A 26083-nucleotide genomic window follows, 5' to 3' on the forward strand; every position below is an offset into this window, starting at 1 on the left:
ATCTCTCCTTCTTTTGTTGATTTTGTCTTTATTCCGAAGACACAGTTTAGATTTCAGCTTTCAATACTTCTTGACCTATCGTGATTTCACCCAATTTCACAGGCAAAACTGCCTTGTAATCAGCCGTATTAGTAACAACCATGGCGGTTGTAATGTCGTATTCTTTTGCAATCTCGGCCAGTTCAAATGTGAGTAACTTGTCTCCGGCCTGTACACGTGCCCCTGTAGCAACATGTGCATCGAAGTACTGTCCACGCAGCTTCACCGTGTTAATTCCAACATGAATCAGCAATTCCATTCCGTTATCACTGCGGACAACGATCGCATGTTTCGTTTTGAACACATTCATGATGGTACCTGTCACTGGAGAAACCAATTCACCCACCGTTGGAACAAATGCGACACCTTTACCCATCAATTCATCACCGAATGTTGGATCATTGACTTCTTTAAGCGGAATCGATGTACCTGTCATCGGTGCAACAGCTACTGCATCACTCGTCGGTGTTGGAGCGCCCATGTCATCCACGTTCACGGTTGCAACATCGCTGGAAGGTGCTTTTGCTGGTGCAGCAGAAGCACCTGGTGAGAATTGAGCCAACGCCTCGGCGTCGCCTTCTTCTTCCTTAATCCCGAACACAGTAGACATAATTGCCCCAACTACAAAGGCAAGGATCATACCGCCTAAGGAATACCAGAAGGTTTGTCCGATCAGGGCTGGCAGACCTGGAAGACCCCCATTACCCGCAAGCACATACGCTTTGGCACCAAAAGCAAGAGCGAATCCGCCACCTACTGCACTACCAATCATCGCAGCGGCAAACGGTTTTTTATATTTCATGTTTACACCGTACATTGCTGGCTCGGTTACACCCATCAGAGCTGTAAAGCTCGTGGACAATGCAACTGTTTTAAGCTTTTTGTCTTTCGCACGGAAGAATACACCCAAAGTCGCTCCGGCCTGACCCATATTGGAGATATACGTTAATGGCAAGAATTTATCGAAGCCCAATGTGGCGATATTACTCAGGATGATCGGCACAAGTGCATAGTGCATTCCTGTCATAATAATGAGTGCCATCGCACCGCCAAGAACAATACCTGCAATCAATCCGCCTTCATTCAGCAGCCAGTTGATGCCGCCAGACAAGCCGCTACCTACAAATGTACCCAATGGACCGATTGCAATCAGCGTCACCGGAACCATAACAAGCAAGGTAATCAGTGGCACAAGCAATAGCTTAAGTGCAGCAGGGATAACGCGGTCAACCCATTCCTCAACATAGGACATCAACCATACAGCAAGTAAAATCGGAATAACCGATGAAGCATAACTTACAGCCGTAACCGGGATTCCCAAAAATCCAACCGATTCACCGCTAGATAGCAATGCTGTCATGTCTGGATACATCAGCGCAGTACCTAGTGCAATCGCAACAAACGGGTTACTGCCGAATTTGCGAGCAGCGCTGACTGCAATCAGTAAAGGCAGGTAGTGGAATACGCCGTCACCAATGGCTGAAAGAATACGATACGTATCCGTTCCGGCAGACATCCAACCTACGGACACGAATAGTGCAAGTAATCCTTTGAGCATACCTGCCGCAGTAATCGCTGGAAGCATCGGTGCAAAGACACCTGCGATTGTTTCAAAAATTTTCAGCACGACATTTTGTTTTTTATCCGACTTTGGCTCTTTATTTTCTGTAGTTTGCTGGATTGCCGGATTTTCCTTCACCATGGCATCGAACACTTTTGCCACATCATTACCGATAATGACTTGGAATTGATCGCCGGAAATATTTGTTCCCATGACCTTATCCAATTTCTTGAGTGAGCCATTGTCAACTTTCTCGTTGTCCTTTAGATCAAAGCGCAAACGTGTGACGCAGTGATACACTGAATTGATATTTTTTGTTCCCCCAACGGCTTTAATGATTTCCTGCGCCGTTTCCTGATGTTTCATGATGTTTTCCTCCTCATTTTTCCAATAAAAAATACCCGAACGAATATAGCGCATATTGATGGCGCCATCTCATTCGGGTATTGCCTGATTAAACAGTAACAAGCCCATAGGATATCAAATTGTGGTTTAATCTATCGCGTAAACATTACATGTCCCGCTTGGTTTTCATCAAACGTTCCAGATGGAGCGTTAGATATAACTGTTCAGAATGGGTCATGTCATACTGATAGTTTTTATGGATAAAAGTCTCGATCTTGCCAATACATTTGAAAGTCTCCGGATAGTTTTTCCGAACTACCTCGTACAAATACTCCTCGGCATCATCATGTGAAGAATGTGTAATGACACGCTGACAGAAATATTTCAAATGGGTGATGAAGCGGAAATAGTTGACGCTATCTTCGTCCAATTCGATGTTGAAGTGATATTTGATGATATTCATGATCTCCTGCAACAGCTGCATTAGATGGGTGACATCGTTCATGGAATCATTCACTTCCGCATTGATGAAATGTAGTGCAATATTACAGATTTCATCTTTGGGAAACTCAATATCCAGTCTTTCTTTCAACAAGGTCAGTGCTTCTCTGGCCACATCATACTCCGCCTTATAGAAATGCTGAACTTCCCAGGAGAGTGGATTGCGAGTAATCATTCCTTTTTCCAAGCGTTGAACAGCAAAGTGAATGTGATCAGACAGCGAGACATAGATCCCGTCACTGATGGTTTTATTCAATTGCGTTCGTGCCAGTGTCACAATATCATCTGTTGCCTGCAAAATCTCAATCGGCACTTCAGCTACGATGGATTTGAATTTCTCATAGATCGATGCATCCTGAAGACGGAATACTTTCTCAATTCGCTCTTCATCAATCTCATCGCCTGCTTTGAACTTGAATCCGATACCCCGGCCGAGGATCAGCAGTTCCTGATTTTTGTCATCCACGGTACTGACAATATTGTTATTAAATATCTGTTTAATAATCATTATGGACCCACCTGGTTTTTTTTGAGGAATAAAAAAGGGCAAAACCAAAACAGAAATAATAAAATCATTTCCATCGTGGTTTTGCCCGCGTTACCGGTAACAAGCCTCGGATCTAATTTATCATAACCTGAAAACGGTGTCAACCCAAAAATACTACCGCACTATTCCACTTTTTTTGTTCATATGAAATATTTACCTTTTATGTTAAGTTGAAATGAAATATAATCTTTGATATTTAATAATATGACCCAAACTAATCAGGAGGATCCACTTTGAAAAAAATCACTTCGTTTACCGCCGTCATTGCTACCATCTCGCTATTGTTATCAGCGCCGCCCACCTTGGCCGCAAAATCCAATGAACTCTCGTTGATAGAGAATTACGAGTCCGCTGACCAGCTGGATCGGAAGACACAAAAACTTTTGAGTGATGAACTAGTTAAACTCGTGGGGAAACAAAACATTCAATTCATCAAAATAGACACATCATTTGATCCGTGGGTCATTAACGGAACTATAGATGGAACTGGATTCGCAGATTTCACACAAAGATACGATCCTGATACGAATCATGTCGCGTCCACTCTTGTCATGTATGAGACCGCTGATCTGAATAAAGTCATGGATAATGCGTTGCGCCTGAAGCTCGATGCCTTCTTAAAAACATTTGAAGATGAAGATATCTTCATTAAAAGTGCTTTCTGGCGTTTCAAAGCCAATGATCAGGACCATGGACATTTACTCCAAAACTACTGGGTCATCTTCGGACCAAGTCAACAACTTTATATCGATGTTGACAAAGGTAATCAAATGTCGGCAATCCTGCAATATAAAATCGATGATGCGTATGCCTGGATGACAAACATAGCACGAAATTCACTCAAAAAACTTGGAATCCCCTAGTAAAAGCTTTTGATTACACCTTATTTACTGTAGAAGGAAAAGATATGTTATGGCAGTATCGGGATGACAACAATCTAAATTACGTACATATCGGCAGCAAGACCGGAAAGGTATGGAAAGTCACCAACGAACTAGGTATCAACTGGAAAAATGATGCTGATTTCAAAAAGTCTTTTGCCAAGCCCAAGCTCAGCAAAAACAAAGCACTATCCATCGCTGCACCTACAGTCAAATCTATTTTTGGTATTGAGCTAAAAGGTTATTCCGTTCGTATCCAAGGAAACGAATACACCTTCACAAAAAAAGGAGCCACAACGCTAATCGGTAAAATCAATACAAAAGGCGCATTTTATTCGTTTGAAGCTATTCCTTTAAAATGGGAAAGAAACTAACTACATAATAAAAAAACAGGCGGCTTGAACTCCGATTTCCGGGAGATCGAGCCGCCTTATGTTAATATAAACTCCTTAATCAATCAGCATTCATCTGAATTTTGCATAAGAAATACTCCGCTTTATGACCACAGTCGATTTGATCTTGTCATCATAAAAGCGGAGCCGGTATCATCAATCTACGCTTGACGTGCTTATAAGGCAGCCCTACTCTCGAAGGGCCTTCCATCATTGTTGGAACGTCACATTAATCTGTACAATCTCCGAACGGCTACTCGTACGAATTGGAGGTCCCCAGAAGCCAAATCCTGAGGTTACGATGGAGTGCATGGAACCCTTTTGCAGATAACCCCAATCATTCTCGTAGATCGCCTGTGTGATGAACTGAGCCGGTGCAATCTGCCCACGGTGGGTGTGACCTGATACGACCAGATCTACATTGTTCTGCTCCGCAATATCCAGGTCATACGGCTGGTGATCCATCATAAGTACAGGTTGACTCAAGTCCGTATCATGCATTAATGCAGCTACTTCTGCCCGATCCTTCTCTGTCCGGTCTTTCCGTCCAATCAGGGTGATCTTGTCATCCAAAACGATCTTGTCATCGTACAGAACTTGCATGTTGCTCTTCTCCAGCGCAGCAATCAGATCTTCAATCGGACCATCGAACTTGTCGTGATTCCCGAGCGAAGCATAGACGCCGTAGGGAGCCTGAATGTCACTGATAATGTCAGCAATTCCGCTATTCAGATACATATCCAGATTGTCATCAATAATATCTCCAGGATATAGCACCAGATCAGGCTTCAGTGCATTGATCTCCTCGACCATGCGTTTGGCATGTGCAGGGCCAGATAGAAGTCCGAAGTGCATATCAGCAGCCATGACAATGTTGAGCTTGTCTACACCTTCTACTTTTTTATCCATCTGAATATTATATGTTCTCACTACTGGGCTGTAGGCGTTGAAAATGCCATAACCTAATGTGGACACTAACAACACCAGCGTAACGACACCTGCCCACTTCTGTGTGTGATGTCTTGGAATACGGGTTAATCTCAGCAGCCACATCGTCAGGTGAATGACGGGCAGAATCAGCAATAATAACGAGAAGATTGCCAGCCAGTAGGAACCGATGATACCGAGGAACGAAATGCTTCCAAATACTCGTGCCAAAATGAAGGAAGTAGCAAGGAATACAAGCGCTATAATATACAACCACCGAAATCTGGCGGACACGACAGGTTTCATCCAACTCCAACCGCTCCAGCCTATGTAGAACACTAATAAACCGTACACTACCAAAAACAATATACCTGCTAATACGAACATGCCCGGTCTAACCTCCACGTCAATAAGTTGTATTTTGAATTTTCATCACGGACACAGGTCCGTCTGAACAAGTATAACGTAGTTGAAGAGTCAGATCATCTGTTTGCCAAACCCAGATTCGTACATTTTATTACAATTTAATGATATTCAAATTCGAACCATTAACGAGAAAAAGCACCCTTGCAGGTACCATGAAGTTAAATTCATGAATGACTGCAAGAATGCTATATTTTCGGAATTAAAATTACTCGTTTGTGTCCATCCACTGGAAGTGGAATGAACCTTCTTTGTCCACACGTTTGAATGTGTGAGCACCGAAGTAGTCACGTTGTGCTTGCAGCAAGTTTGCTGGCAAACGCTCCGTACGGTAGCTGTCGTAGTAAGAAAGAGCGCTGGAGAAGCCAGGTACCGGAATACCTTGTTTTACAGCAGCTGCTATAACTTCACGCCATGCGCCTTGATAAGATTCAACGATGTTTTGGAAGTAAGGATCAAGCAGCAGGTTTTTGAGTTCTGCATCTTGGTCATATGCTTCTTTGATGTTTTGCAAGAACTGCGAACGGATGATGCAACCACCACGGAAGATCATGGCAATATTGCCGTATTTCAGATCCCAGCCGTACTCATCGGAAGCTGCACGCATTTGTGCAAATCCTTGTGCGTAGGATACGATTTTACTTGCAAACAGCGCTTTACGCACGTTCTCGATGAACGCTTTTTTGTCACCAGAGAATGCTTCAGTCGCTGGTCCATTCAGGATTTTACTAGCTGCTACACGCTCGTCCTTCATCGCAGACAGGAAACGGGAGAATACGGATTCCGTAATCATGGACAATGGTACGCCGAGGTCCAGTGCACTTTGGCTTGTCCATTTACCTGTTCCTTTTTGTCCTGCAGCGTCCAAAATCACGTCAACCATTGGTTTACCGGTTTCTGGATCGTATTTGGAGAAGATATCTGCTGTGATTTCGATCAGGTAACTGTCCAGCTCTCCTTGATTCCATTCCGTAAAGATCTCATGCAGCTCTTCTACAGAAACGTTCAATACGGATTTGAGCAAGTGGTAAGCTTCACCAATCAACTGCATGTCTCCATATTCGATACCATTATGCACCATTTTTACATAGTGTCCAGCACCGTCAGGTCCGATGTACGTGCTGCAAGCATCATCGCCAACTTTGGCCGAGATTGCTGTAAGGATCGGTTCTACGAGTTGATATGCACTTTCCTGACCTCCTGGCATAATTGCCGGGCCTTTCAGTGCGCCTTCTTCACCACCGGATACACCTGCGCCGATAAAGCGGAAACCTTTTTCTTCCAGATCTTTACTGCGACGTTGTGTGTCAGGGAAGTAAGCATTACCTCCGTCGATAATAATGTCGCCTTGATCCAGATGAGGAAGCAGTTGCTCGATCGTAGCATCTGTCGCTTTACCTGCTTGCACCATGATCAGAATTTTGCGCGGGGATTCCAAGGACTCCACGAATTCTTCAATTGTGAACGCACCTGTCAGGTTCTTATCTTCTGCTTCTTTCAGAAGATCGTTCGTTTTCTCCGGGGAGCGGTTAAATACCGATACCGAGAAACCCTTGCTTTCAATATTCAAAGCCAGGTTTTTACCCATTACTGCCAATCCAATAACACCAATCTGTTGTTTACTCATTATGTCCTCCCAATACTCCATTATTTATATAGTAAGTTGAAACGAATGAATGGTTATAGATTATTGTACAGTTTTTTTCCAGTCCGCTGCAAATTTGTCCATACCTTGATCTGTCAACGGGTGTTTGGAGATCTGTTCGATGACGGAGAATGGAACAGTAGCAATATGTGCTCCAGCCATCGCCACACGTGTAACGTGATCCGGATGTCTCACGGAAGCCGCAATGATCTGAGCATCCAGGTTATGTGTACGGAACAATTCAGCCACTTTGGCAACCAATTGTACGCCATCCTCGGAGATATCATCGAGACGTCCCAGGAATGGGGATACATATGTTGCACCAGCACGAGCAGCCAGAAGCGCTTGGTTCACCGTGAAGATCAACGTTACGTTGGTTTTCACACCTTTTTTGGTCAAGTAACGGCAAGCTTCAAGTCCAGCAAGTGTCATTGGCAGTTTGATCGTAATGTTTTTGTCACTGTTGTTAATTTTGATCAATTCGTCTGCTTGTGCAATCATCTCTTCAGCAGTAAGGGCATCTGGTGTCACTTCCGCAGAAACGGACTCCACTTCAGGTACCAAACGCAAGATTTCTTCGATACGATCTTCGAATTTCACGCCTTCTTTGGCTACCAAAGAAGGGTTCGTAGTTACGCCAGACAATACGCCGATTTTGTAAGCTTTTTGGATATCTTCCACGTTAGCAGTATCGATAAAAAATTTCATGATTAAATTACCTCCAGATATTTTTTTTATTATGGTTTAGAGATTCGCATTAACCGCCAAGGGTGTACTACTTGCAACTACAGACTGCTGATCCGCTGGCTCATCGAACCACCAGTGGTGACCCTCTGCTTCAAGCATAGCATCCGATTCAGCAGGTCCATAGCTACCCGCAGGATACAAGTGAAGTGGTAACAGATTTTCCTGGAATGCATCCAGAATCGGTTGCACCCAAGCCCAGGACAATTCTACTTCATCCCAGTGGGCAAAGAATGTTGGATCTCCGAGCAAAGCATCACGAATCAGGTTCTCGTAAGCTTCTGCGAGTTCGCCTTTATCCGGAGAAAGATCAATATGAACCGGTTTGAATTCACCTTTATTCTCAGGATCACTTGCATTGAGCTGCAATGTCATGCTCTGATCAGGACTCATCTCGATAACGAGCAGGTTCGGCTTGGAACCCTTGTTCTTCAGCACATTCGTCTGTCCTGAAGGTTCTTTGAATTCAATCACGATACGTGTTGATTTCTCCTTCATTCTTTTACCCGTGCGAATGTAAAACGGAACACCGCGCCAGAAGAAATCATCGATTTGCAATTTGGCAGCAATGAACGTGTCATTCATCGTATTCTCTGCTACACCCGGTTCAGCAGCATATGCATTTACTTGTTTGCCCTGAATGTTGCCTTCAGCATACTGTCCGCGGATGATGCTTGCACCTACAGTTTGCTTCTGTAATGGTTGGATCGATTCCATGATGTGCTTTTTCTTCAACCCAACTTTTTCGGAAGTACTGTTGTATGGAAGCTGAATCGCCATCATCATGAGCAATTGCAACATATGATTCTGGAACATGTCTCGCACAGCGCCTACATGATCATAATAGGATGCACGTTCTTCAACACCCACAGTCTCGTTAGCCGTAATTTGCACATTGGAGATGTAACGATTGTTCCATAACGCCTTCATGATCGGGTTACTCTGATGCAACGTCTCCAGACGCTGTACCATCGGTTTGCCCAAGTAATGGTCAATCCGATAAATTTCTTCCTCGGTAAACGATTCGCTTAATTTGCGATTCAGGTCTCTGGCAGACTGCAGATCGTGACCAAATGGCTTCTCGATGACGAGACGTTTCCAGCCCTCCGTGGAGCCCAGTCCGCTTTCTTGAATGTTTTCGGCAATGGGTTCAAAGAATTCTGGACCAACCGAGAGATAAAACAAGCGATTGGACGGAATGCCAAGCTCAGCTTCTCTTTGTTCAACTAATCCTAACAGCTTTATATAATCTTCCTTATGGCTTATATTCAATACACTGTAGCGAAAAGCTTTCACGAATGACTTCACAACTTCAGGATCAGCTTGGCGTCTGGAAAATTCATTTAATGATTTTTCCACTTGTGCCTGAAAGAATTCATCAGACCAATCTCTACGCCCCAGACCAATCAATGAGAAGGATTCCGGAAGCTTCTGCTCAAGATATAAGTTATATAAGGCAGGATATATTTTTCTTTTGGCTAAATCGCCAGTAGCACCAAATAAAACAATGGTAGTTGGTTCCATCTCACCGTTCTCCTTCCAAGTAACTCTGGTTTCTTTGTTGTAGTTACACTATAATACGTTTTATAGCTATACAAGTAATTAATATATTTCACAGGAGCTATAGACCATATCTATGACAACAAATTACGAACTATATAAAGTATTTTATTGGGCCGCCAAAACAGGCAGTTTGACACAAGCTGCCAAAGCACTGTATATCACTCAACCGAGCGTCAGTCATGCCATCAAGCAGTTGGAAGAGAGCTTTGGTCTCACTTTGTTTTATCGAAATTCCAAGGGTGTAGCGTTGACACAGGAAGGTGTCAGTCTGTACTCCTATATTGAACAATCCCAGATTTTGATCTCGCTTGCGGAAGAAAAGATGGCCGCACTGAAGAGTCTCGACAATGGTGAATTGAGGATCGGTGGCAGTGACTCCCTGTTCAAGCATTACATGCTCGCGTACCTTGAGGAATTCCACACCTTGTACCCTAACATCAAGCTGCACTTGAGCCATGGAACTACACCAGAAGTTATTACTTTTCTGAAGGAAGGCAAGATCGACCTTGGTGTTGTTCGAATGCCCATTGTTGATCCACAGCTCGAAGTCAGGGAAAGCATTCAGTTGAAAGACTGCTTTGTAGCGGGGGAACGTTATGCTCAGTTGAAGGGTAAAGTGATGACACTTGAGATGCTTCTTGAGCATCAGCTGATCCTTTTCTCCCGGAACAGCCGGGTCCGAATGGCTATAACCGAGTTGTTTAACAGCTATAATTACACGTTGAAGCCTGAAATTGAGGTGGGTAGCGTTGATCTGCTCATTGAATTTGCCCGTCGTGGATTGGGCATATCGTATGTAACACGTGAATTTATATCCAAAGAGTTGGAGGAAGGGTCTCTCTTCGAAATTCAGCTTGATGTCCCACTCCCGCCTTCCCATGTGGGAATTATGACTAAACGTAATATGCCGATTTCTCTGGCGGCGAACCGTTTTATGGATCTTATTTTCAAAAAGTGAGTCGGCACAATGAAACAGGTACAACGAAGAGCCTCGCCATCCAGTTATGGATGACGAGGCTCTTCGGCCTGCATAATATCTATAGCTAACAACTAATGGCGAACCAGGTAGGAAGCATCCAATATAAGGGCAACTCTTCCGCTGCCCAGGATCGTTGCACCAGACAGATGGTTCATCGCACCCAGATACGTACCGAGCGTCTTAATCACAACTTCCTGATTCCCGATGATCTCATCTACTGCGTATGCTGCAATTTTGTCGACGGAACGCACGATCACCAGTGGAAAGGTTTTGGATATGCGATCTGTTCTCGGATAGTTGAGTTTGTCACACAGTCGGTGAAAAGGTACAATTCGTCCATGATTCAGAATCGCTTGTTGCCCTTGAATCATCTGAATATCTTTGGGAAAGATACGAACAATCTCAGCAACATTGTACATCGGCAAGATCAGAACTCGGCCCGACACTTTAACTAAGAGACCTTTAATAATCGCCAATGTAAGCGGCAGACGAATCGTAAATGTGGTGCCCACGCCAACCTCTGTATCAATCTCAATGATACCGTTGAGCCGCCCGATCTGACTACGCACGATGTCCATTCCAACGCCGCGCCCCGATACTTCACTTATAGAAGAAGCTGTGGAGAAACCAGGCTCAAATATGAGATGTACAGCTTCTTGTGTTGTTAAACGCGCAGCCTGTTCCTCACTAATGATACCTTTGCCCAAGGCAGAAGCCTTTATCTTCTCCCCATCGATGCCTTTGCCATCATCCGAATAACGGATGACGACATGATTTTCTTCATGAAACGAAGTTAAGGTAATACGTCCTTTAGACGGCTTGCTGTGTTCCGCTCGAACTTCTACACTTTCAATGCCATGATCTGCACTGTTGCGGATGAGATGGATTAGCGGGTCACTCAATTCTTCAATGATCATCCGGTCAAGTTCAGTCTCTCCACCTTGAATAACCAGTTCCAGATCTTTACCCAGTTTCTGCGAGAGGTCACGAACCAATCTCGGGAAGCGGCTGAATAGCTGATCAATGGGTAACATACGTGTCTTCATTACACCTTCTTGAAGCTCCTTGATCACTCTGCCCATATGATCGGATACCCCGCCAATACTCTGTATGAAAGAGGAAGGCTCCTTACGTGCAGCCGACCCACTGAGATCTGCAAGGGATGTCTGATCAATCAGCAATTCTCCAACCAGGTTCATCAAATGGTCCAGACGTTCAACACTCACACGAACCGTAGGTTGTGCAGCTTTTATTTTTTCATCCGAACCAGGTGTACTTACGCTTGGTTTCAGTTGCTCTGTCTCAGAGGTTAACTCCAATGGCGCAGAAGTCGCTGTAACCTCATTGGTTTCCAGTATGTATGGAGCAATTTCCAACATATGAATATCCGAGTCTGCAGACAATTCTGCCTTGAGTTGCTGCTGGTCCTTCGAAGTAGCTGCGATAATGATAAAGTGACCATAATGATCATCTTCATTCTCTGCGCCCGGTTGGCTCTCCATGATAGAAGTAGCAACAACCGTACCACACATCTCCTCAATTCGTTGGCGCAAAATATGATATCTGGCTGCCTTCATCATGCATTGTTGCTCCAGTGCAATCCGAATCGACAATAGCTGCTTGCCTGATACGACAGCTACCTGTGCCACAATCGATTCTGCTGCTTGCAATTGCGGTGTTTTTATTTTTCCGATGGCAGCGGGCATCTGAATTAATGCCTTTATTTCTCGTACAACCTCTCGAAAGTCTGCATAGGCTTCTCCACGGATATATTGATCACGAAGCACCTTCATAGCGTCCAGAGAGCGGAACAATATATCAATGAGCTGCGAAGTCATCTCAGGTTTTTTCTCCCGAACCCATTCTAGGGCATACTCCACTTCATGAGTAAGGTCACTTAATTCACGGAAATCCATTGTGGATGCCGAGCCCTTGATGGTATGAGCTGCTCGAAACAGCGTCTGAACCAGCTCTACAGAAGACGAATGCTCCAGTGCCAGCAAAGACTGATCCATACGTTCCAGTTGATCATTCAGTTCCTCGATAAAGATGTCACGGTAGGCAGACAAATCCATCATTCGTGTATTCCTCCCTAACCGCCCAATATTTCTTCCAGCTTCAAAATGCCTACAAGCTCATCTCCATGTTGACCTACACCATGGAACACCCCTTCATGGTTACGACCGTAACCTCCAGTTGGCGGATGTATTTCCGAATATGTGGTTACTTTATTCACTCGATCAACGATCAAGCCAATATATTCATCCTGATGTCGAACCACAATAATCCGGGTCGCTCGGGTATCCGGTTCATCCGGCATACCCAGCAAATTTCGAAGGCTCATCACACACACAACCTTGCCTCGCAGATTGACTACCCCTTTAATCTCTGGACGGCTGAATGGGATATCTGTGATGCTGAGCATTTTAATAATTTCATGAATTTCTTCGATTCGAATGGCGCAAGTTTCTGCACCTACAGACAGTTCTATATATTGTTCCTTCTGAAGTGAAGACATCGATTCACCCTCAATTCGGTTGGATTATTGGGTTTTGAAGGTAGCTGCAGAATTCGCCAGCTCTTCCGCCAGATGTGCCAAAGACTGGCATGTCGCTGCTGTCTCTTCCGACGCAGCAGCGGATTCCTCACTGGACGCCGAGATGGATTCAACAGAACTCATTACCTCTGCGGCTTGTGCTGCTTCTTCTTCACATGCAGCTGCAATTTCGTTTACTTTCTGTGAGGAGTTATTGACCATATCTATGATCTGATCAAAAGCCTGTCCAGTCATCGAAGACTGCTCCACACTAGCAGCTACTGCCTGCACACTTTGTCTCGTATTCTCTTGCATCGCTTTGATAATGACTGTAATTTCTTTGGTTGCCTCACCGCTACGTTCTGCAAGCTTGCGAACTTCGTCTGCCACCACGGCGAATCCTCGCCCTTGTTCTCCTGCACGTGCCGCTTCAATTGCCGCATTGAGCGCGAGCAGGTTGGTCTGCTCAGCGATATCGTCAATCACTTCAATGATGTCACCAATTTTACGAGAATCATCTTCGAGTTTGGTCATTTTCGTATTCACGGCTTGCATGCCTTCCAATGAAGTCTGTACAACTAGTCCACCTTCGCGAGCGGTCTTCACGGTATCATTAGACAGTTCTGCAGCTTCTTCTGCACTTGCAGCCACGGAGTTAATGGCAAGTGAAAGCTCCTTGAACAATTCGGAGATGTTTCCTGCCTCACTGGATTGACTTGTGCTGGTACTTGCAATTTCCTGTGTGCTGGCAGAGATTTGTTCCGAAGCAGCGGCAACACTTTGAGAGTTTATCACGATATTGTTGATTAACTCTTTCAGATTGTCGACCATATAATTCAATGCAGCCGCTAATTGGCCTACTTCATCTTTGCTGGACACGTCTGACTTGAGGGTCAGATTCCCATTCGCCACCTCCGTTGCCAGTCCTAGCATAGCCATGAGCGGTTTTGAGATGGAACGTGAGATAAAATAACCCATCAAAATACTGAAAAGTACGGATGCAATAACCATGACAACCGTGACTATAAGAGCATTCGAGTAAGCCGTTTTAGACTTGATGTTTGTCTGCTGGGCCAAATTTTCATTGAAGCTCGCCAGATCCGTCAGTGTCTTCATAACCTCATCGCCCGGCTGTTTTAGTGTGTCTTTCAGGAATACCTGAAAAGCAGTGGTACCATCCGCTAACGCCAGCTTAATCCCCTGATCATACAGTTTTATATACGTACCATATTGTGTATCCAATTTACGAAGTAACTCCATTTCTTCCGGGGTGGTAGCCAGTGGACGGTATACAGCAATCCGTTGATCCAAGGATTCACGAATAACGGTAATATTATCTGTAATCTTTGTCTTTTCTGCTGCTACGGTTACAAAATTAAGATCACGTATGTTAACCCGCATCCTCTGGTATTCCGTTTGAGCGGTAGATAATTCTTTAATAGAGATCAAATTATTATCGTACAGTTCTTGCATCAGTTCATTCGTACTTCTTAATGTTACTACTGAGTAGATTCCAAGGGCCGCAAGGATCATCGACACAATTAAAAATGCTGAGATAATCTTTGTTGCTGTTTTTAAATTTCCAAACCACTTCATGTAAACTCCTCCTAGGCATCGTAGTGTCCAGTCATATATATATAGCGCTTGGTAAACCATTCTCTATATCGCGCTCCAGACACCTTACGCTTTATTTCGACAAAATTATATTAAAATTGAATAGTTGATTTTCTTTTTTGATAATTTTCATCAATACGTATTTTTTTTTAGATATTAAGGTTCTATTTATTTGTTACAATACATACTAATTACCTATCTAAGTAAAGTTAACCGCTTCATTTATGCGAAATATGTATTACATGATTGTTTTCTATACATCAGTTTCTAGCATAATACGCTTGTATATATTGCTTCGCTTTTTATGCAAATGATGACGAACTATCATCTAGTTCTTCGGTCTAACAAAGATGCATTTTCAATTACTCAACTCTTTTAGTCCGCTTCAAACCAATCCAATCTGAGACTTAGGTCTAACTACCGAAACTGCATTTCATATCATCCGCCACAAAAAATCAAACTCAGGCAAGTGAATTTGATTTATATGCATATCAAAACTGTGAATTAATATGACTAGAATCAATAACCATACAATTGCCCGAGTTCAATAATCGGCTCTCAATTCGCTGTGGAATTATGCTAAACAGCTGTTCCCAAGTCATGAACATCTCTGGTTTCAACAGATATTCATCAAACTCCGTGGCAGGCACGAAAGCCTTGGTCTGCAGGTAATTGGCTGGGAATATAAACATACATGACGCCCAACCACATTGACTCGATCCTTAAGCAATCCCCGCAGCACTTTGCCATGAAAGCTAGCTCTACAGTCCACAACTTCACCGTCATGGCCCACATATATCCATACATGCTCCATTTCAAACAGATGCCCAATCTCATAATCCCACCAGATGGAATATTCAATTACATATTGGACAGCTATATTAACAGAGATATGTATAGTGTTAACGTATAGAATAAGCCTGCAACTGGATGAGTTCCAGCTGCAGGCTTGAATGCTTCTATTTTATTAGAGAGGAATTGCTCCTAATCCCTAGATTCTTTAGTTGCTTTGGGTGCATTGGATGGTTGGGTAGACAGGTCGGAAACAGCAGTATCACACCCTATAGGCGGTCCCAAAATAGCATCGTTTTTAATAGACGCAACGGCTCTAGCATAAGCCTCTTCATCCAGACAATAGGCCCGATGTGCCACTTCCGGTGGTGTTGCGGCTAGAAAATCAGCTCCAAATACAATATCAGGGGTCGGTTGATCAAAAATAGTTAATACGTGTACATCATCGGTTTCAGCCACAAACCAGTGAAACCAGCCTTTGGGAAACACCGAAACCTGCCCCGGTTTCAAACGATAAGTCAATCGCTCACGCGTGAATGGATTAAACACTGATGTTGTAACCTCACCACTGATGACGATGACCATTTCCGTAACATTCGTGTGCCAATGAGGCTGTACAATAATGCCTTTGCTAAGATAAACATTGAAGAAACCATTTTCAATCGTTGGCAGTTGCGCTTCGAATAGCTGGGTAACATAATTGCGCGGGTCCCTCCGGTAATTAACATCAGCATTAGAATCAGCCGCCAGCTGAACGTCCGGGGATTGCAGAATCGGATTAATCATACGACTATTTCTCCTCCTTGGGCATACATCTCATTGTTGTACTGTATGCCGGAGAATGGAAAGATAATACCGTTGACGCATGTTATACACTATTTTTGATCCGAAACTGCAGGTTTCTTGCATCAAATCTTAAGGAACTAGACTTGGCCGGGGGATCTCCCGCCGGCTGCAATACCTTGGGGTGATATGCGATCAATCTGGTTCATCTCATCATCCGTTAGGGAAACCTGTAGCGCTCCCAAGTTCTCGTGAACTCTTTCCAAGTTGCGAGTCCCCGGGATCGGAACGATATGTTCTCCCTTTCCAAGCAACCAAGCCAGAGCAAGTTGAGAGACCGTACATTCTTTTTGCTTAGCCATTTGTTGAATCAGTCCGACAACCTCCAGATTTTTCTGGAAATTCTCACCTTGAAAACGAGGATAGTGACGACGATAATCATCTTCCGCCAAATCGTCCATAGATCGGATCTGACCTGTCAGGAAGCCACGTCCCAATGGGCTATATGGAACCAAGCCAATGTTCAATTCATGCAGGACAGGCATAATCTCATCCTCAAGCTCACGACTCCACAATGAATATTCCGTCTGCAACGCTGTAATCGGGTGAACAGCATGTGCACGCCGGATGATCTCTACTGGCGCTTCGGACAAACCAATATATCGAATTTTCCCCTGTTGAACTAGATCGGCAAGCGTGTCTACTGTCTCTTCAATGGGTGTATTGGGATCAGGACGATGTTGATAATACAGATCGATATAATCCATCCCCAGGTTGTAAAGACTCGCATCTACTGACTTTTTGATATAGGCCGGATCTCCCTTGGGACCCTGCGTGTGTGTTACACCAAATTTGGTAGCAACGATCGCCTCGGATCTTCGACCTTTAAGCGCGCGTCCAAGCAGCTTTTCATTCCCTCCAAATCGCTGTTTTTCATACTCTCCGTACAGATCCGCCGTATCAAACATGGTGACTCCTGCATCCAACGCACCCTGAATAGTATGTACCGATTCATCATTATCCGGCATCATCATCACACCCAGGCCGAGCCCGGAGATTTGTAATTTATCATTTCCCAGCGTTCTTGTTTTGAGCATGTGGCTCCCTCTTTTCTTATTGAAATAGCAACGTTATATAGAAACGTTTGAACTTGAGTTCATTCTATTTCACTCTCGAGATTCCAACCACACTCTGTTTATGCTAGTAAAGAAATTACCAGGGTGATCGACCTTTTATACGGCAACAGGAACGTAAATACAACAATGAATGCCTGATTGGCTGTTCAGATTATTCATGGAAAAGATATCGTACGCATGCGCAACACCAGCTGCCCGATCCGTCGTTTCAAGCAACACTCGATTGACTTGTTTCATTTCGACTTGGTGCAGGTTCCAGATCGTTTGGAAATCTACACTTTCTTCACTCAACTGTTTCACTATCCTGGTAAATTCGGCGTCATTCGGATACTTGTCATAGTACGTACGGAAAACAGCTACCGAGTGCCGCGCGAATTCCTCCCAGTTGTGCATACGCTCCCTGAGCGTTGTATCCAGAAATAAAATCCGAATCATAAGACGCTCATTCACCTTCATCGAGGAAAAGTTGAAAAGATTCTTCGTTGCAGCTTCATTCCAGGCAAGTACCTCAGAACGTTCATTCGTAATAAAGGAGGGATGAGTCAACTGTCCAATAATGCTCTGCCACCCTGGCTCCAGTTGAGAATACGAAGCAAGGAATTCATGTTCCGTATTCGGGTCCCATAAGTCAAACAGATGGCTCTTCTCTTCCAGCGTTAACTGAAGCGCGTCCGCTATGCTCTCCATCACTTCCCGCGAAGCCGCCAACTCCCTACCCTGTTCGAGCCACGTGTAGTACGTTGCACTCACACCAGCCAATACGGCCACTTCTTCCCGTCTTAGACCCGGCGTTCTTCGCTGTCCATAAGATCCCGACAACCCGACATGTTCCGGTTGAATGCGGCTTCTCCGCGATTTTAAAAAATCACCGAGTTTTTTGTTACGACTCATACCTGTGTCCATAGACATCGTTCCTTTTTATAAAATTGCTCAAGCAAGACAAACTCTATCCCCAAATGGAAGTCTCTGAATAGCTTTGATATAATTCATCTATTATTAGTTCTGCAGAATACTAGGTTTACAAGTAGCTTAGCATCGATTGGTGCAGAACGAAAGGAGCATAACATGATCCCCAAGGTAGGAGATGTGTACTGCGTATACGTCGAAAAATTACAACAATATGCCGCCTGCCAGGTAACTGGACTGAAACAAACAGAAGGTAAAATCTTCCGATACGCTTGTCTCAGTCCTTCAATTGGATTGGACTGGTGATCAACTGCCTAATGAAATGCAGCTTCATCAGATGAAGCCACTGATCTGTAATTTCTATTTCTGGAATGATCGAGTTGTCCATCGTTTCGTACATGCTAATGTTCCTCCAAAGTATGAGCTTGCAGGCAACCTCCCTCCTCTCTACACCGAGGAAACGAATCGATCTTTTCATTTATAGAGGAGAATCCGTTCATCAATGAACTTCATATCATAAATCATGGTCAAACGATGCTGGATATCAGTAAGAGTCACCTGACCAAACTTATTGTGGATGTCAGCGGGTTGGAGCGGTTAATTTTGAACACGAAGTTGAAAAGTCTGAATTTCACAGGAGAGCTGTCTCCTGATCTTCGTATCGTGGCTCATGAAGAGGGTAAATGCAAAACTCTCCATGTTCCATCCAGCCTACCACAAGTTATCGGAGTCTCGCGACTTGCAGGTCTGTATATCAGAGAAATCACGGAACTCAACCTGGGGCCACTTGTGCAGTTCTATCCTGAGCTTTCAGAGTTGCGATTGTGGGGTAAACCCGGCAATGTATCCCATATAGAATCGATTCAGCATTTAGCAAATTTGCAAACCTTCACTACATATGACCTGTTCGGCTTCAATGGTGAACAATTCCCTGATCCAGAGCAACTTCCGAAATTGACTACCTTGTGGCTAACCAGTCTGCCTGCCGATGCAGCCAAATCGATCAAAACCAGATATAAAAAATACGCTGCAGCCGGACTTGATATGGAAATCACCAAACCACGCAAATCGGAATGTCTTGCGGAGAACCTGAACAATCCGTTTCGGGATTGGGATGGGAGGGACCACGTTAAGGCAGCACACGCGAAAAAAGCAGCTCAATTGTACAAGCAGTGCTTGAAGGAAATCCGTCAATTAAGTCAAGAGTTTAACAATCAGGAAGCTATGCACAAACAGCTCGTCTCCATGGTTGAGAACTACACCCAGACCTTCAACAAGATGGATGCCAAGACCAGCTTTATTGAAACTGTTGAGCGTGAAGAGATTTATGTTGTTCTAACGGAGTTACTGAATCAGTTACAGGAGAATTTGGAACTGCGTCAAGATGACTCGGTTAAGGTTAATCACGAGGCATTATATGAGGTATTTGATCGTTTGAGGGATTTCTAGGTTACATGTTAAGATTCGCTCGTTCAGTCGCTAGGACGGCAATATTTCTTCCAAAAAACAACTGTTTACGCATAGAGGGTCCTATGGACTGACCCCGTAACGTGAGACAAATCAAAACACCTTCAAGAGAATGACCATAAAACGTATTCAAAAACTGTACCATCGTTGTGAAATAATCGGGCGATCCCAATGATCCCGCGCCAGCTTCAATTGTTTACGTTTCATATCATAACGTTCGCCATCTTCATCGTCTTGTCTTTCATCATCCTGGTTATCACCACATTGGAATGTGTTCCAGAATCATTCCTTCCTCATCATTGTCCCCCGGCAAACTACGGCGGATCTCCGCAGCATTCTGTTCGATTATGGTGGTGAACGGTACAACGTAAATAATGCGTTGCTTTCTGTGTTCCAGCGCATACTCGCAAGCGTCTTGCCTCCACCTGTGGGAATAGACAAGGAGTAAATGTCCGACTCACGAAATGCAAACTGTTCGCATAGATCGGAAATCTCTCCTGACGCAACGCCTCAATCGGATTATTCGAGCTTATCTGATGAAGGTCGTTCATAAGGGCATCGTAACTTTTTTTGAAAAAAGGCTTGTAATCCGGCGCCTCAGCCGGAGGCTCGTTCTCTTCAAACTCTCGGGTGTTACTTCGGTCTGCATCGATCATACAACTAAATATGTATTTCGTCATGAGTGAAGCCGTGATCAGCGGCTTTACGATAAAATTCTTTCATTCTTCGACGGCTTGAGCTAATAAGTGGTCAAGTTCTTCCGTTGTTACATGCTGATGGAATTATTGCTTGGCTTGCTCATAATGAGGCAGATCATTATTCTGGACAAGTTTCAGATAAGGAGATTCCCGGTCCGGTGATACATAATCCCGCAGTCCCTGATGGTGTGAGATGATGCAATTCGCCAGCCATTCTGCTGTCATCCGACTTGGTACCTTCTGGTCAGGCCCACCATTTGGACGACGGCAAGCTGGATATAGTTTTTGAATTCATCGGTGAACTTGGCATATCATGTAATACTCCTGCCAGCGCTGCCAGATGTTCCACGTCCATTTTGCCCCGGCTCGTCACTGGCTCTGCTTACCTCACGCAAATGCTCGACCACCGTCTGAATTGCCGAGTCGTTGACTCGTATATGAACAATGTAGGTCACAAGTGTCCTCCTCATTTGGTTTGAACAACACAAACTTACTTTGGTATTCAGGGAATTCGACTTGTGTTTTACATTTTAACAAGAATATTCTTTTTACTTTACATGAAATTGTGAAATTTTATAGCAGAAGGTGAAAACAAAAAAAACCCACAGGCCAAAGCTTGAGGAAAAGTTTTACAAAATTATGTAAATCCTTCATAGTAAAAGTTACTCCTTTTAGTTTTATGGCACTTACATAACTCCTCGATTGCTAAAATTACGTAATCAAATTATTTTGGGATGCTGAATTATGTATTCTTTTACCTTCCTTAATATTCAGGCGGTTAGTTGAATAAAGCAGCCGATCACACTGTGTCAGCTGCTTTATTATGTATTAAGCTAAGGTTTGCCGTTAGTTGAATGCCTAAATAGAACTAAATGCAAACATTATTTCTGCTTCACAAACCAATTCATTGTTTACCATTGCGATGCCTGTTCCTTTGACAATCTGTCCCTTGGTTCGGTTCACTTCGAATTCAAGATGGAGTTGATCCCCTGGTTTTACTTGCTTTTTGAACCGACAATTATCAATACCAGTCAGTAACCCAATCTTATGGTTATTGCTCTCTACGTTGGACATTGCGATACCACCCACCTGTGCCAGTGCTTCTACAATCAAGACTCTAGGCATGACAGGATAATCGGGAAAGTGACCAAGGAAATAAGGTTCATTGAAAGTCACATTTTTGATTCCAACGGCTTTCATTCCCTCAACAATTTCTAAGATTCTATCGACCAAAAGAAAGGGATATCTATGGGGAATAAGCTCTTTAATTTGATTAATATCAAGCATGGATTTCCTCCTCTAATATTGGCTTATAACCATTCTAACGTCATTTGGAGAAATCAGCCATTATTCAACTAACCTGCCCGTTAGTTGAACAAAAGCAGCAGATACAATAGTTTTGTTCCATTCCACATGTGTATGAGCCTGGCTCCAGTTTCGAAAATGTCTTTATATCTGTATAATCCTGATTAGGCTCCAAATCAATATAGTCTTTTGTTGGTACACCACCTTCGTCTACTACTTTGTTGTTTTTTATCAACCTATACCCTGCTCCGCCAATAACATTCACTATTTTTTTGCTATTATTTTTGAAAGTATATATTATTTCAGTATTATTTTCCTTTGTACAGCCTGCAAAAATCATACACACTACTAAAACTAACATTATAATGGAGCTATTCATTTTCGTCATTAAGATCATCTCCGTGTAATTAGACGAACACTTTCTTGAATAGGTTGCTAATTTCAATGCTTTGTCACTATACAGGTAAACCACCTGTTAGTTGAACAAGAAACTTTCTCCTTTAGAATATTTTATAAAATAATGTTGAATAACTGATGAAAGATTAGCTGCCAAAGATTGTTGTTCGTTTGGATTTAAAGAATGAAATGCGAAAGTCCTTATTATTGACCATATAAAGAAAGCTTCTAATAACTCTATATAATTTTCTTGTAGTTGATTTACTTTACTATATGATTTAACGAATATTTTCCTATTTTCAACTGAAAGATGCAAAAATGTTTCAGCCATATCAAATAAATAAAAGCCATAACCACAATTCGAAAAATCTATTGGTCGAGGAATATCTTCATAAAACACATAATTACTCTCGTGAAGGTCGGAATGAATGATTCCCCAGTTACTCTGTTCTCCTTTATGGCTTTGTATCATTTTTGCTATTTTATGTGCTGACTCCTCCACATAAGCAAATGCTTCACTTGACATAAGTTCTAAACTTACCAACTGTTTTAATTGATTAAGTGAAGAATATAAATGATCGGAATTGTATATTGGTCTATTAAAGTCGTCAGGTGCATTCCACTTCATAGAATGTTTATGTAAAGCCGCCATTAAAAGAGCCAAATTTGCAGTTTCATTACTTGTTGGTTCTCTGTTAAGCACCTTACCATTAACCCACTGGTGAACAGTCACAAGGAATTTATTATCATAATGATCAGTTGATATAACTGTGACCAGATCGCCTTCAAGATTTCTTAAAGGATTAGGTACAACAAGACCTGTATCTTCATCCAAGGCTTCAAGCCAAATGAGTTCTGATTCGATATTTTCCTTTGAGTAATTGGAACTCTTCGAGATATGGATTTTGATAAGAAACTTCGGATTATCGTCTTTTGTATGAACTCGGAATGTAACATTATCACTTTCCCCGAGGTATACAACTTTCCCACAATTTATCGGGTATTGAATTAACGCTTCTTTCGCTACCTTCGTATAATCCTCTTCACAAAACATACTACCCACCCCAGTTGTTTCCATTTTATAAAATGATTATATCAGGAACATTTATGTTATAAAGACCAAGATTGATTATAAACAAACTCTACTGTCCATCAGTTTAAAAAGAGGCGCGTTCACAGTATCGTCCGGATACAACAGAAAATGACCAACAATTAATCAATATGTTGTCGACTTAAGTAATTCCTTATTCAACTATCGTTTCCCGTTAGCGTAGAATGGTTTCTTGATTTCTCCAAAAAATAATTAGGCATTTACCCTTATGTCCATTTGCCTCAATTACCTATTACAACCCATATATAGCTGGGAACTGCGTATGCTTTAAATCAGTTGCATCCTTACCATGATTATCCTTCCTATTACGATAATCGTTTCTATACTTTTCCAGCCTATCTTGTCAATGCAATAGACTACCAATTTGCCTGACAACAAGGAGAACACGTCTATCTCGTTAAAAGTGGCGCGTTAATTAAGATGGACGCCACTTCGTTCACACCTGTCTGAAGAGACTCGGGTAGTTCAATATCCTAACAAAAGTAGTCGTAAAAGATTTAACGAAAATTAACGTGAATAATCTAATATTCTAATGATCTTATTTCCCACCTCTAATGTATTTTCATCAGCCTCATGCGTGCAGAATTGGTCAACGGACTAACGATTTACATTGGAAATATTTACTCATTAAACTGTGTTCTCATCTTTGTTAAAGTGGATAAGCATTATGAAGACAAAGACGGGAGTTTTAATAGACATGAATGTTCGCACCAAATCCATCATTGGCTTGCTTTGCGTGACAACATTAGCGGGCACGTATTTCAGTTATACGGAGCATCAGAATAATCAACAATGGGAGCAACAACAACAGCGCAATACGCAATACTGGTCGCATATGCAATCGATCTACCTGCGCGAATTCGACTATGCGCTTGCGGAGTCCCTTGCGGCATCTACGTTTACAGATCGACAAGTTGCCCTCCAATCTGCGATTGAAAGTGCCAATGTTATCTTGCAATATGTAAGGAGCGCATCTGCTACAATGAACTTTCCATCTTGGTCCTCGTATGAGTGGTTCATCACGGAAGGCAGCCGCTACTTGGCCTATCCCGCCAGCGAGAAGGGAATTTCGCTCAACCCGGATCAATTAGAACAAATTCAGCGTTTGAGAACGTTCGCGAGGACCGCCCAACCTTATCTCGAGCAGATGAGAAAGAAAGCTGTTGATTCCTCTTTATCAGATATACAACAGATTTCGACCGAAATGGAAGAGGCCTTGTCTCAACTCGACTCGGTCTTCACGTCCGGCAATAAAGCCTTTAACGAGTTCCTGTACAACCAGAATCCTTACATACCTCTGAAGCCAGGAACCGTTTTCGCCGGTGAAACCACTTATACGGCTACGGAGCTTGCGGCCAAAGCGAAAATTTTCATGGGCGAGGCTTGGAATAAAGGAGTAGGTAAGCAAATCGTCCACATGTCCTCCGGCGGGATCGGCCCCGAGTTCGGAGAAGTCATGGATTTCAATTTATCGAACACCGATGGGAAACCAACCAGCTCCTATATTGCAACACTAAGTAAAAGCGGACACGTGCTCCAAGTGAGACGCAAGGGCTCGATCCCCGAAGAAGCAGCTGTGGAGCAATCTGTGGACTTAAAGCAGGTTATCGCGGTTGCCGACGCCTGGATGGTGCGATGGTCTGACGAACGTCTGACATTAGTAGCGAAAGAGATAAAAGAAACCTCCATTTATCTCAAGTATATTCCGGTCCGGGAGCAGGTTTCCATTCCGCAGATGAAAGTCGTTTGGCAATTTGATCGCCGTACTGGTGCGTTAAAGAGCTTTGATGCGTCTAAGTATTTTACCCATTACAATAAAACCTTCCCCATTCACCCGAAGCTGACAGCGGAGCAAGCCTCCGCGAAGCTTGGCCCAAAAGTTAACGTTTCGGGTAAGCCAAAGCTAGAGCTCCACAACGATAAGCTCGTATATGCATTTCCCGTCACTGGGATCGAAGGCGTTTCTCACATATACGTAAATGCCCTCACAGGCGCTGGCGAAGGCATCGATTACAACCTGTAACCACAACAAAACTAGGCAACCCTACGAACACCTCGCTGCAGGAAGCCTAGATTTTGCGTGCCGATGTAGGGCCACCACTTCCTTTTATTCATGCTTCTCCTAACTCGAATAATTTATAATTTTCTCAATATACATTTAATTCAACTATTTTGTCCGTTATCTGTCTGTCTGTTAGTTAAACAAAAAGCAGCCGATCACGTTGGTCAGCTGCTTTCTTGGTTTTATTAAGCTATCGTTTCCCGTAGCGTATAATGCCGCCTTAGTGCGGTCCCTATTAATCATTTATGGGAATCCTCGTTTCCAAACAACTCTTGAATTTTTGTTGTCAATTCCTCGTTGTGGATGTAATAATGCCCGCCCTGCGAATTCGGAGTGAATCCCAACTTACTCTTGTGATCTTCCCGCAAAGATACCGAGTACAGGAAGCCACTTCTGTCTTCTTGGTTCGAATCAGGCTCTAATTTTATATCTTTTATTTGATCGATCCACTCTAGGATCAGTTTTTGGTTAGAGATCAATTTCCGCTCGCCTGAGCCACCGTCCGTAATCTCAATAGAAACCACGTTCGCAATATCCCCTGGATAGAGTTCTTGTAATGTCATTGTAGTCAGCTTCTCAGCTTGAGGTTCACTGCAAGCAATGATCGCAATCCCCATGAGTAGCAGCAGTAGAATGCACATTATTTTCCTCATGTTCCTCCTCCTTTTTGCTACTCAGACGTACCTATAGTAACTTATGCTTCTAGCTCAACGAAAAGTGGAGCAGCTGC

24 protein-coding genes are annotated in these 26083 nt (G+C 43.3%); 5 read left to right on the top strand and 19 right to left on the bottom strand.

All coding sequences use genetic code 11. The features are described 5' to 3' along the window. Positions 1-46: 46 nt before the first annotated feature. Both M1D71_RS17195 and licT read right to left on the bottom strand, forming a co-directional pair. On the bottom strand, positions 47-1966 hold the full coding sequence (locus M1D71_RS17195) for a beta-glucoside-specific PTS transporter subunit IIABC (protein ID WP_458122955.1): 1920 nt from the start codon (positions 1964-1966) through the stop codon (positions 47-49). 145 nt (positions 1967-2111) lie between these two features. Beyond that, the gene (gene licT / locus M1D71_RS17200) at positions 2112-2954 is read right to left on the bottom strand and encodes a BglG family transcription antiterminator LicT (protein WP_336764522.1); all 843 of its coding nucleotides are present in this window, start codon (positions 2952-2954) and stop codon (positions 2112-2114) included. Positions 2955-3226: 272 nt separating this feature from the next. Here licT and M1D71_RS17205 point away from each other — a divergent pair, with 272 nt between their 5' ends. Together M1D71_RS17205 and M1D71_RS17210 are read left to right on the top strand one after the other, a co-directional pair. Then, positions 3227-3856 (top strand): hypothetical protein, encoded by a 630-nt coding sequence (locus tag M1D71_RS17205; RefSeq protein WP_458122956.1) that lies wholly within the window; start codon positions 3227-3229, stop codon positions 3854-3856. 44 nt (positions 3857-3900) lie between these two features. Then, positions 3901-4248 (top strand): hypothetical protein, encoded by a 348-nt coding sequence (locus tag M1D71_RS17210; RefSeq protein ID WP_458122957.1) that lies wholly within the window; start codon positions 3901-3903, stop codon positions 4246-4248. A gap of 228 nt (positions 4249-4476) precedes the next feature. On the opposite strand, the gene M1D71_RS17215 is transcribed toward M1D71_RS17210, so the two are convergent. The 4 genes from M1D71_RS17215 to zwf all read right to left on the bottom strand — a co-directional run bounded on the left by M1D71_RS17215 (position 4477) and on the right by zwf (position 9529). Continuing rightward, positions 4477-5580: a metallophosphoesterase gene (locus tag M1D71_RS17215; RefSeq protein ID WP_458122958.1), complete on the bottom strand. Its 1104-nt coding sequence runs from the start codon at positions 5578-5580 to the stop codon at positions 4477-4479. 244 nt (positions 5581-5824) lie between these two features. Further along, positions 5825-7243, bottom strand: coding sequence for an NADP-dependent phosphogluconate dehydrogenase (gndA, locus tag M1D71_RS17220; RefSeq protein WP_458122959.1), 1419 nt, complete (start codon positions 7241-7243; stop codon positions 5825-5827). 60 nt (positions 7244-7303) lie between these two features. Continuing rightward, positions 7304-7969: a fructose-6-phosphate aldolase gene (fsa, locus tag M1D71_RS17225; RefSeq protein ID WP_076210039.1), complete on the bottom strand. Its 666-nt coding sequence runs from the start codon at positions 7967-7969 to the stop codon at positions 7304-7306. A 36-nt stretch (positions 7970-8005) separates the two neighbouring features. Then, entirely contained in the window at positions 8006-9529 is a 1524-nt protein-coding gene (zwf, locus tag M1D71_RS17230; RefSeq protein ID WP_458122960.1) for a glucose-6-phosphate dehydrogenase, read from the bottom strand. 112 nt (positions 9530-9641) lie between these two features. On the opposite strand from zwf, the gene M1D71_RS17235 reads away from it, so the two are divergent. Beyond that, positions 9642-10526, top strand: a complete 885-nt coding sequence (locus M1D71_RS17235) for a LysR family transcriptional regulator (protein WP_458122961.1) — start codon at positions 9642-9644, stop codon at positions 10524-10526. Between the two features lie 92 nt (positions 10527-10618). Here the strand turns inward: M1D71_RS17235 and M1D71_RS17240 are convergent, their stop codons facing one another. The 7 genes from M1D71_RS17240 to M1D71_RS17270 form a co-directional block, all read right to left on the bottom strand. After that, on the bottom strand, positions 10619-12625 hold the full coding sequence (locus M1D71_RS17240) for a chemotaxis protein CheW (protein WP_458122962.1): 2007 nt from the start codon (positions 12623-12625) through the stop codon (positions 10619-10621). A 14-nt stretch (positions 12626-12639) separates the two neighbouring features. Then, positions 12640-13065 (bottom strand): chemotaxis protein CheW, encoded by a 426-nt coding sequence (locus tag M1D71_RS17245; protein WP_458122963.1) that lies wholly within the window; start codon positions 13063-13065, stop codon positions 12640-12642. Between the two features lie 24 nt (positions 13066-13089). Further along, complete coding sequence (locus M1D71_RS17250) at positions 13090-14679, bottom strand: methyl-accepting chemotaxis protein (RefSeq protein WP_458122964.1); 1590 nt, start codon at positions 14677-14679, stop codon at positions 13090-13092. A gap of 1002 nt (positions 14680-15681) precedes the next feature. Beyond that, positions 15682-16275: a cupin domain-containing protein gene (locus tag M1D71_RS17255; protein WP_458122965.1), complete on the bottom strand. Its 594-nt coding sequence runs from the start codon at positions 16273-16275 to the stop codon at positions 15682-15684. A gap of 137 nt (positions 16276-16412) precedes the next feature. Further along, a complete protein-coding gene (locus tag M1D71_RS17260) occupies positions 16413-17369 on the bottom strand; it encodes an aldo/keto reductase (protein WP_458122966.1) in 957 nt (318 codons plus the stop codon). Between the two features lie 135 nt (positions 17370-17504). Beyond that, on the bottom strand, positions 17505-18311 hold the full coding sequence (locus M1D71_RS17265; RefSeq protein WP_458122967.1) for a helix-turn-helix transcriptional regulator: 807 nt from the start codon (positions 18309-18311) through the stop codon (positions 17505-17507). 280 nt (positions 18312-18591) lie between these two features. Then, positions 18592-18714 carry a hypothetical protein gene (locus tag M1D71_RS17270; RefSeq protein ID WP_458122968.1) on the bottom strand — a complete coding sequence of 41 codons (123 nt, stop codon included), beginning with the start codon at positions 18712-18714 and terminating at the stop codon, positions 18592-18594. A 134-nt stretch (positions 18715-18848) separates the two neighbouring features. Between M1D71_RS17270 and M1D71_RS17275 the strand changes: the two genes are divergently transcribed. Next, complete coding sequence (locus M1D71_RS17275) at positions 18849-19763, top strand: hypothetical protein (RefSeq protein WP_458122969.1); 915 nt, start codon at positions 18849-18851, stop codon at positions 19761-19763. A gap of 800 nt (positions 19764-20563) precedes the next feature. On the opposite strand, the gene M1D71_RS17280 is transcribed toward M1D71_RS17275, so the two are convergent. The 5 genes from M1D71_RS17280 to M1D71_RS17300 all read right to left on the bottom strand — a co-directional run bounded on the left by M1D71_RS17280 (position 20564) and on the right by M1D71_RS17300 (position 23234). Continuing rightward, on the bottom strand, positions 20564-20704 hold the full coding sequence (locus tag M1D71_RS17280) for a hypothetical protein (protein ID WP_458122970.1): 141 nt from the start codon (positions 20702-20704) through the stop codon (positions 20564-20566). An 86-nt stretch (positions 20705-20790) separates the two neighbouring features. Then, positions 20791-20934, bottom strand: a complete 144-nt coding sequence (locus M1D71_RS17285) for a hypothetical protein (RefSeq protein ID WP_458122971.1) — start codon at positions 20932-20934, stop codon at positions 20791-20793. Positions 20935-21337: 403 nt separating this feature from the next. After that, positions 21338-21766, bottom strand: coding sequence for a 3-hydroxyacyl-ACP dehydratase FabZ (gene fabZ / locus M1D71_RS17290; RefSeq protein ID WP_458122972.1), 429 nt, complete (start codon positions 21764-21766; stop codon positions 21338-21340). 64 nt (positions 21767-21830) lie between these two features. Next, complete coding sequence (locus tag M1D71_RS17295) at positions 21831-22172, bottom strand: hypothetical protein (RefSeq protein ID WP_458122973.1); 342 nt, start codon at positions 22170-22172, stop codon at positions 21831-21833. An 87-nt stretch (positions 22173-22259) separates the two neighbouring features. Beyond that, on the bottom strand, positions 22260-23234 hold the full coding sequence (locus tag M1D71_RS17300; RefSeq protein WP_458122974.1) for a phosphotransferase enzyme family protein: 975 nt from the start codon (positions 23232-23234) through the stop codon (positions 22260-22262). A gap of 754 nt (positions 23235-23988) precedes the next feature. Between M1D71_RS17300 and M1D71_RS17305 the strand changes: the two genes are divergently transcribed. Beyond that, on the top strand, positions 23989-25314 hold the full coding sequence (locus M1D71_RS17305; RefSeq protein ID WP_458122975.1) for a hypothetical protein: 1326 nt from the start codon (positions 23989-23991) through the stop codon (positions 25312-25314). Positions 25315-25592: 278 nt separating this feature from the next. Here the strand turns inward: M1D71_RS17305 and M1D71_RS17310 are convergent, their stop codons facing one another. Then, positions 25593-26006, bottom strand: a complete 414-nt coding sequence (locus M1D71_RS17310) for a hypothetical protein (RefSeq protein WP_458122976.1) — start codon at positions 26004-26006, stop codon at positions 25593-25595. Positions 26007-26083: the final 77 nt, after the last annotated feature.

The sequence above is a fragment of the Paenibacillus sp. Z3-2 genome (assembly GCF_054161325.1).

Coding starts and splice junctions, on each gene's coding strand:
- M1D71_RS17195 (WP_458122955.1), bottom strand. CDS start 1,966: ATGAAACATCAGGAAACGGCGCAGGAAATCATTAAAGCCGTTGGGGGA.
- licT (WP_336764522.1), bottom strand. CDS start 2,954: ATGATTATTAAACAGATATTTAATAACAATATTGTCAGTACCGTGGAT.
- M1D71_RS17210 (WP_458122957.1), top strand. CDS start 3,901: ATGTTATGGCAGTATCGGGATGACAACAATCTAAATTACGTACATATC.
- M1D71_RS17215 (WP_458122958.1), bottom strand. CDS start 5,580: ATGTTCGTATTAGCAGGTATATTGTTTTTGGTAGTGTACGGTTTATTA.
- gndA (WP_458122959.1), bottom strand. CDS start 7,243: ATGAGTAAACAACAGATTGGTGTTATTGGATTGGCAGTAATGGGTAAA.
- fsa (WP_076210039.1), bottom strand. CDS start 7,969: ATGAAATTTTTTATCGATACTGCTAACGTGGAAGATATCCAAAAAGCT.
- zwf (WP_458122960.1), bottom strand. CDS start 9,529: ATGGAACCAACTACCATTGTTTTATTTGGTGCTACTGGCGATTTAGCC.
- M1D71_RS17235 (WP_458122961.1), top strand. CDS start 9,642: ATGACAACAAATTACGAACTATATAAAGTATTTTATTGGGCCGCCAAA.
- M1D71_RS17240 (WP_458122962.1), bottom strand. CDS start 12,625: ATGATGGATTTGTCTGCCTACCGTGACATCTTTATCGAGGAACTGAAT.
- M1D71_RS17245 (WP_458122963.1), bottom strand. CDS start 13,065: ATGTCTTCACTTCAGAAGGAACAATATATAGAACTGTCTGTAGGTGCA.
- M1D71_RS17250 (WP_458122964.1), bottom strand. CDS start 14,679: ATGAAGTGGTTTGGAAATTTAAAAACAGCAACAAAGATTATCTCAGCA.
- M1D71_RS17255 (WP_458122965.1), bottom strand. CDS start 16,275: ATGATTAATCCGATTCTGCAATCCCCGGACGTTCAGCTGGCGGCTGAT.
- M1D71_RS17260 (WP_458122966.1), bottom strand. CDS start 17,369: ATGCTCAAAACAAGAACGCTGGGAAATGATAAATTACAAATCTCCGGG.
- M1D71_RS17265 (WP_458122967.1), bottom strand. CDS start 18,311: ATGGACACAGGTATGAGTCGTAACAAAAAACTCGGTGATTTTTTAAAA.
- M1D71_RS17270 (WP_458122968.1), bottom strand. CDS start 18,714: ATGTACGAAACGATGGACAACTCGATCATTCCAGAAATAGAAATTACA.
- M1D71_RS17275 (WP_458122969.1), top strand. CDS start 18,849: ATGCTGGATATCAGTAAGAGTCACCTGACCAAACTTATTGTGGATGTC.
- M1D71_RS17280 (WP_458122970.1), bottom strand. CDS start 20,704: ATGACAGCAGAATGGCTGGCGAATTGCATCATCTCACACCATCAGGGA.
- fabZ (WP_458122972.1), bottom strand. CDS start 21,766: ATGCTTGATATTAATCAAATTAAAGAGCTTATTCCCCATAGATATCCC.
- M1D71_RS17295 (WP_458122973.1), bottom strand. CDS start 22,172: ATGACGAAAATGAATAGCTCCATTATAATGTTAGTTTTAGTAGTGTGT.
- M1D71_RS17300 (WP_458122974.1), bottom strand. CDS start 23,234: ATGTTTTGTGAAGAGGATTATACGAAGGTAGCGAAAGAAGCGTTAATT.
- M1D71_RS17305 (WP_458122975.1), top strand. CDS start 23,989: ATGAATGTTCGCACCAAATCCATCATTGGCTTGCTTTGCGTGACAACA.
- M1D71_RS17310 (WP_458122976.1), bottom strand. CDS start 26,006: ATGAGGAAAATAATGTGCATTCTACTGCTGCTACTCATGGGGATTGCG.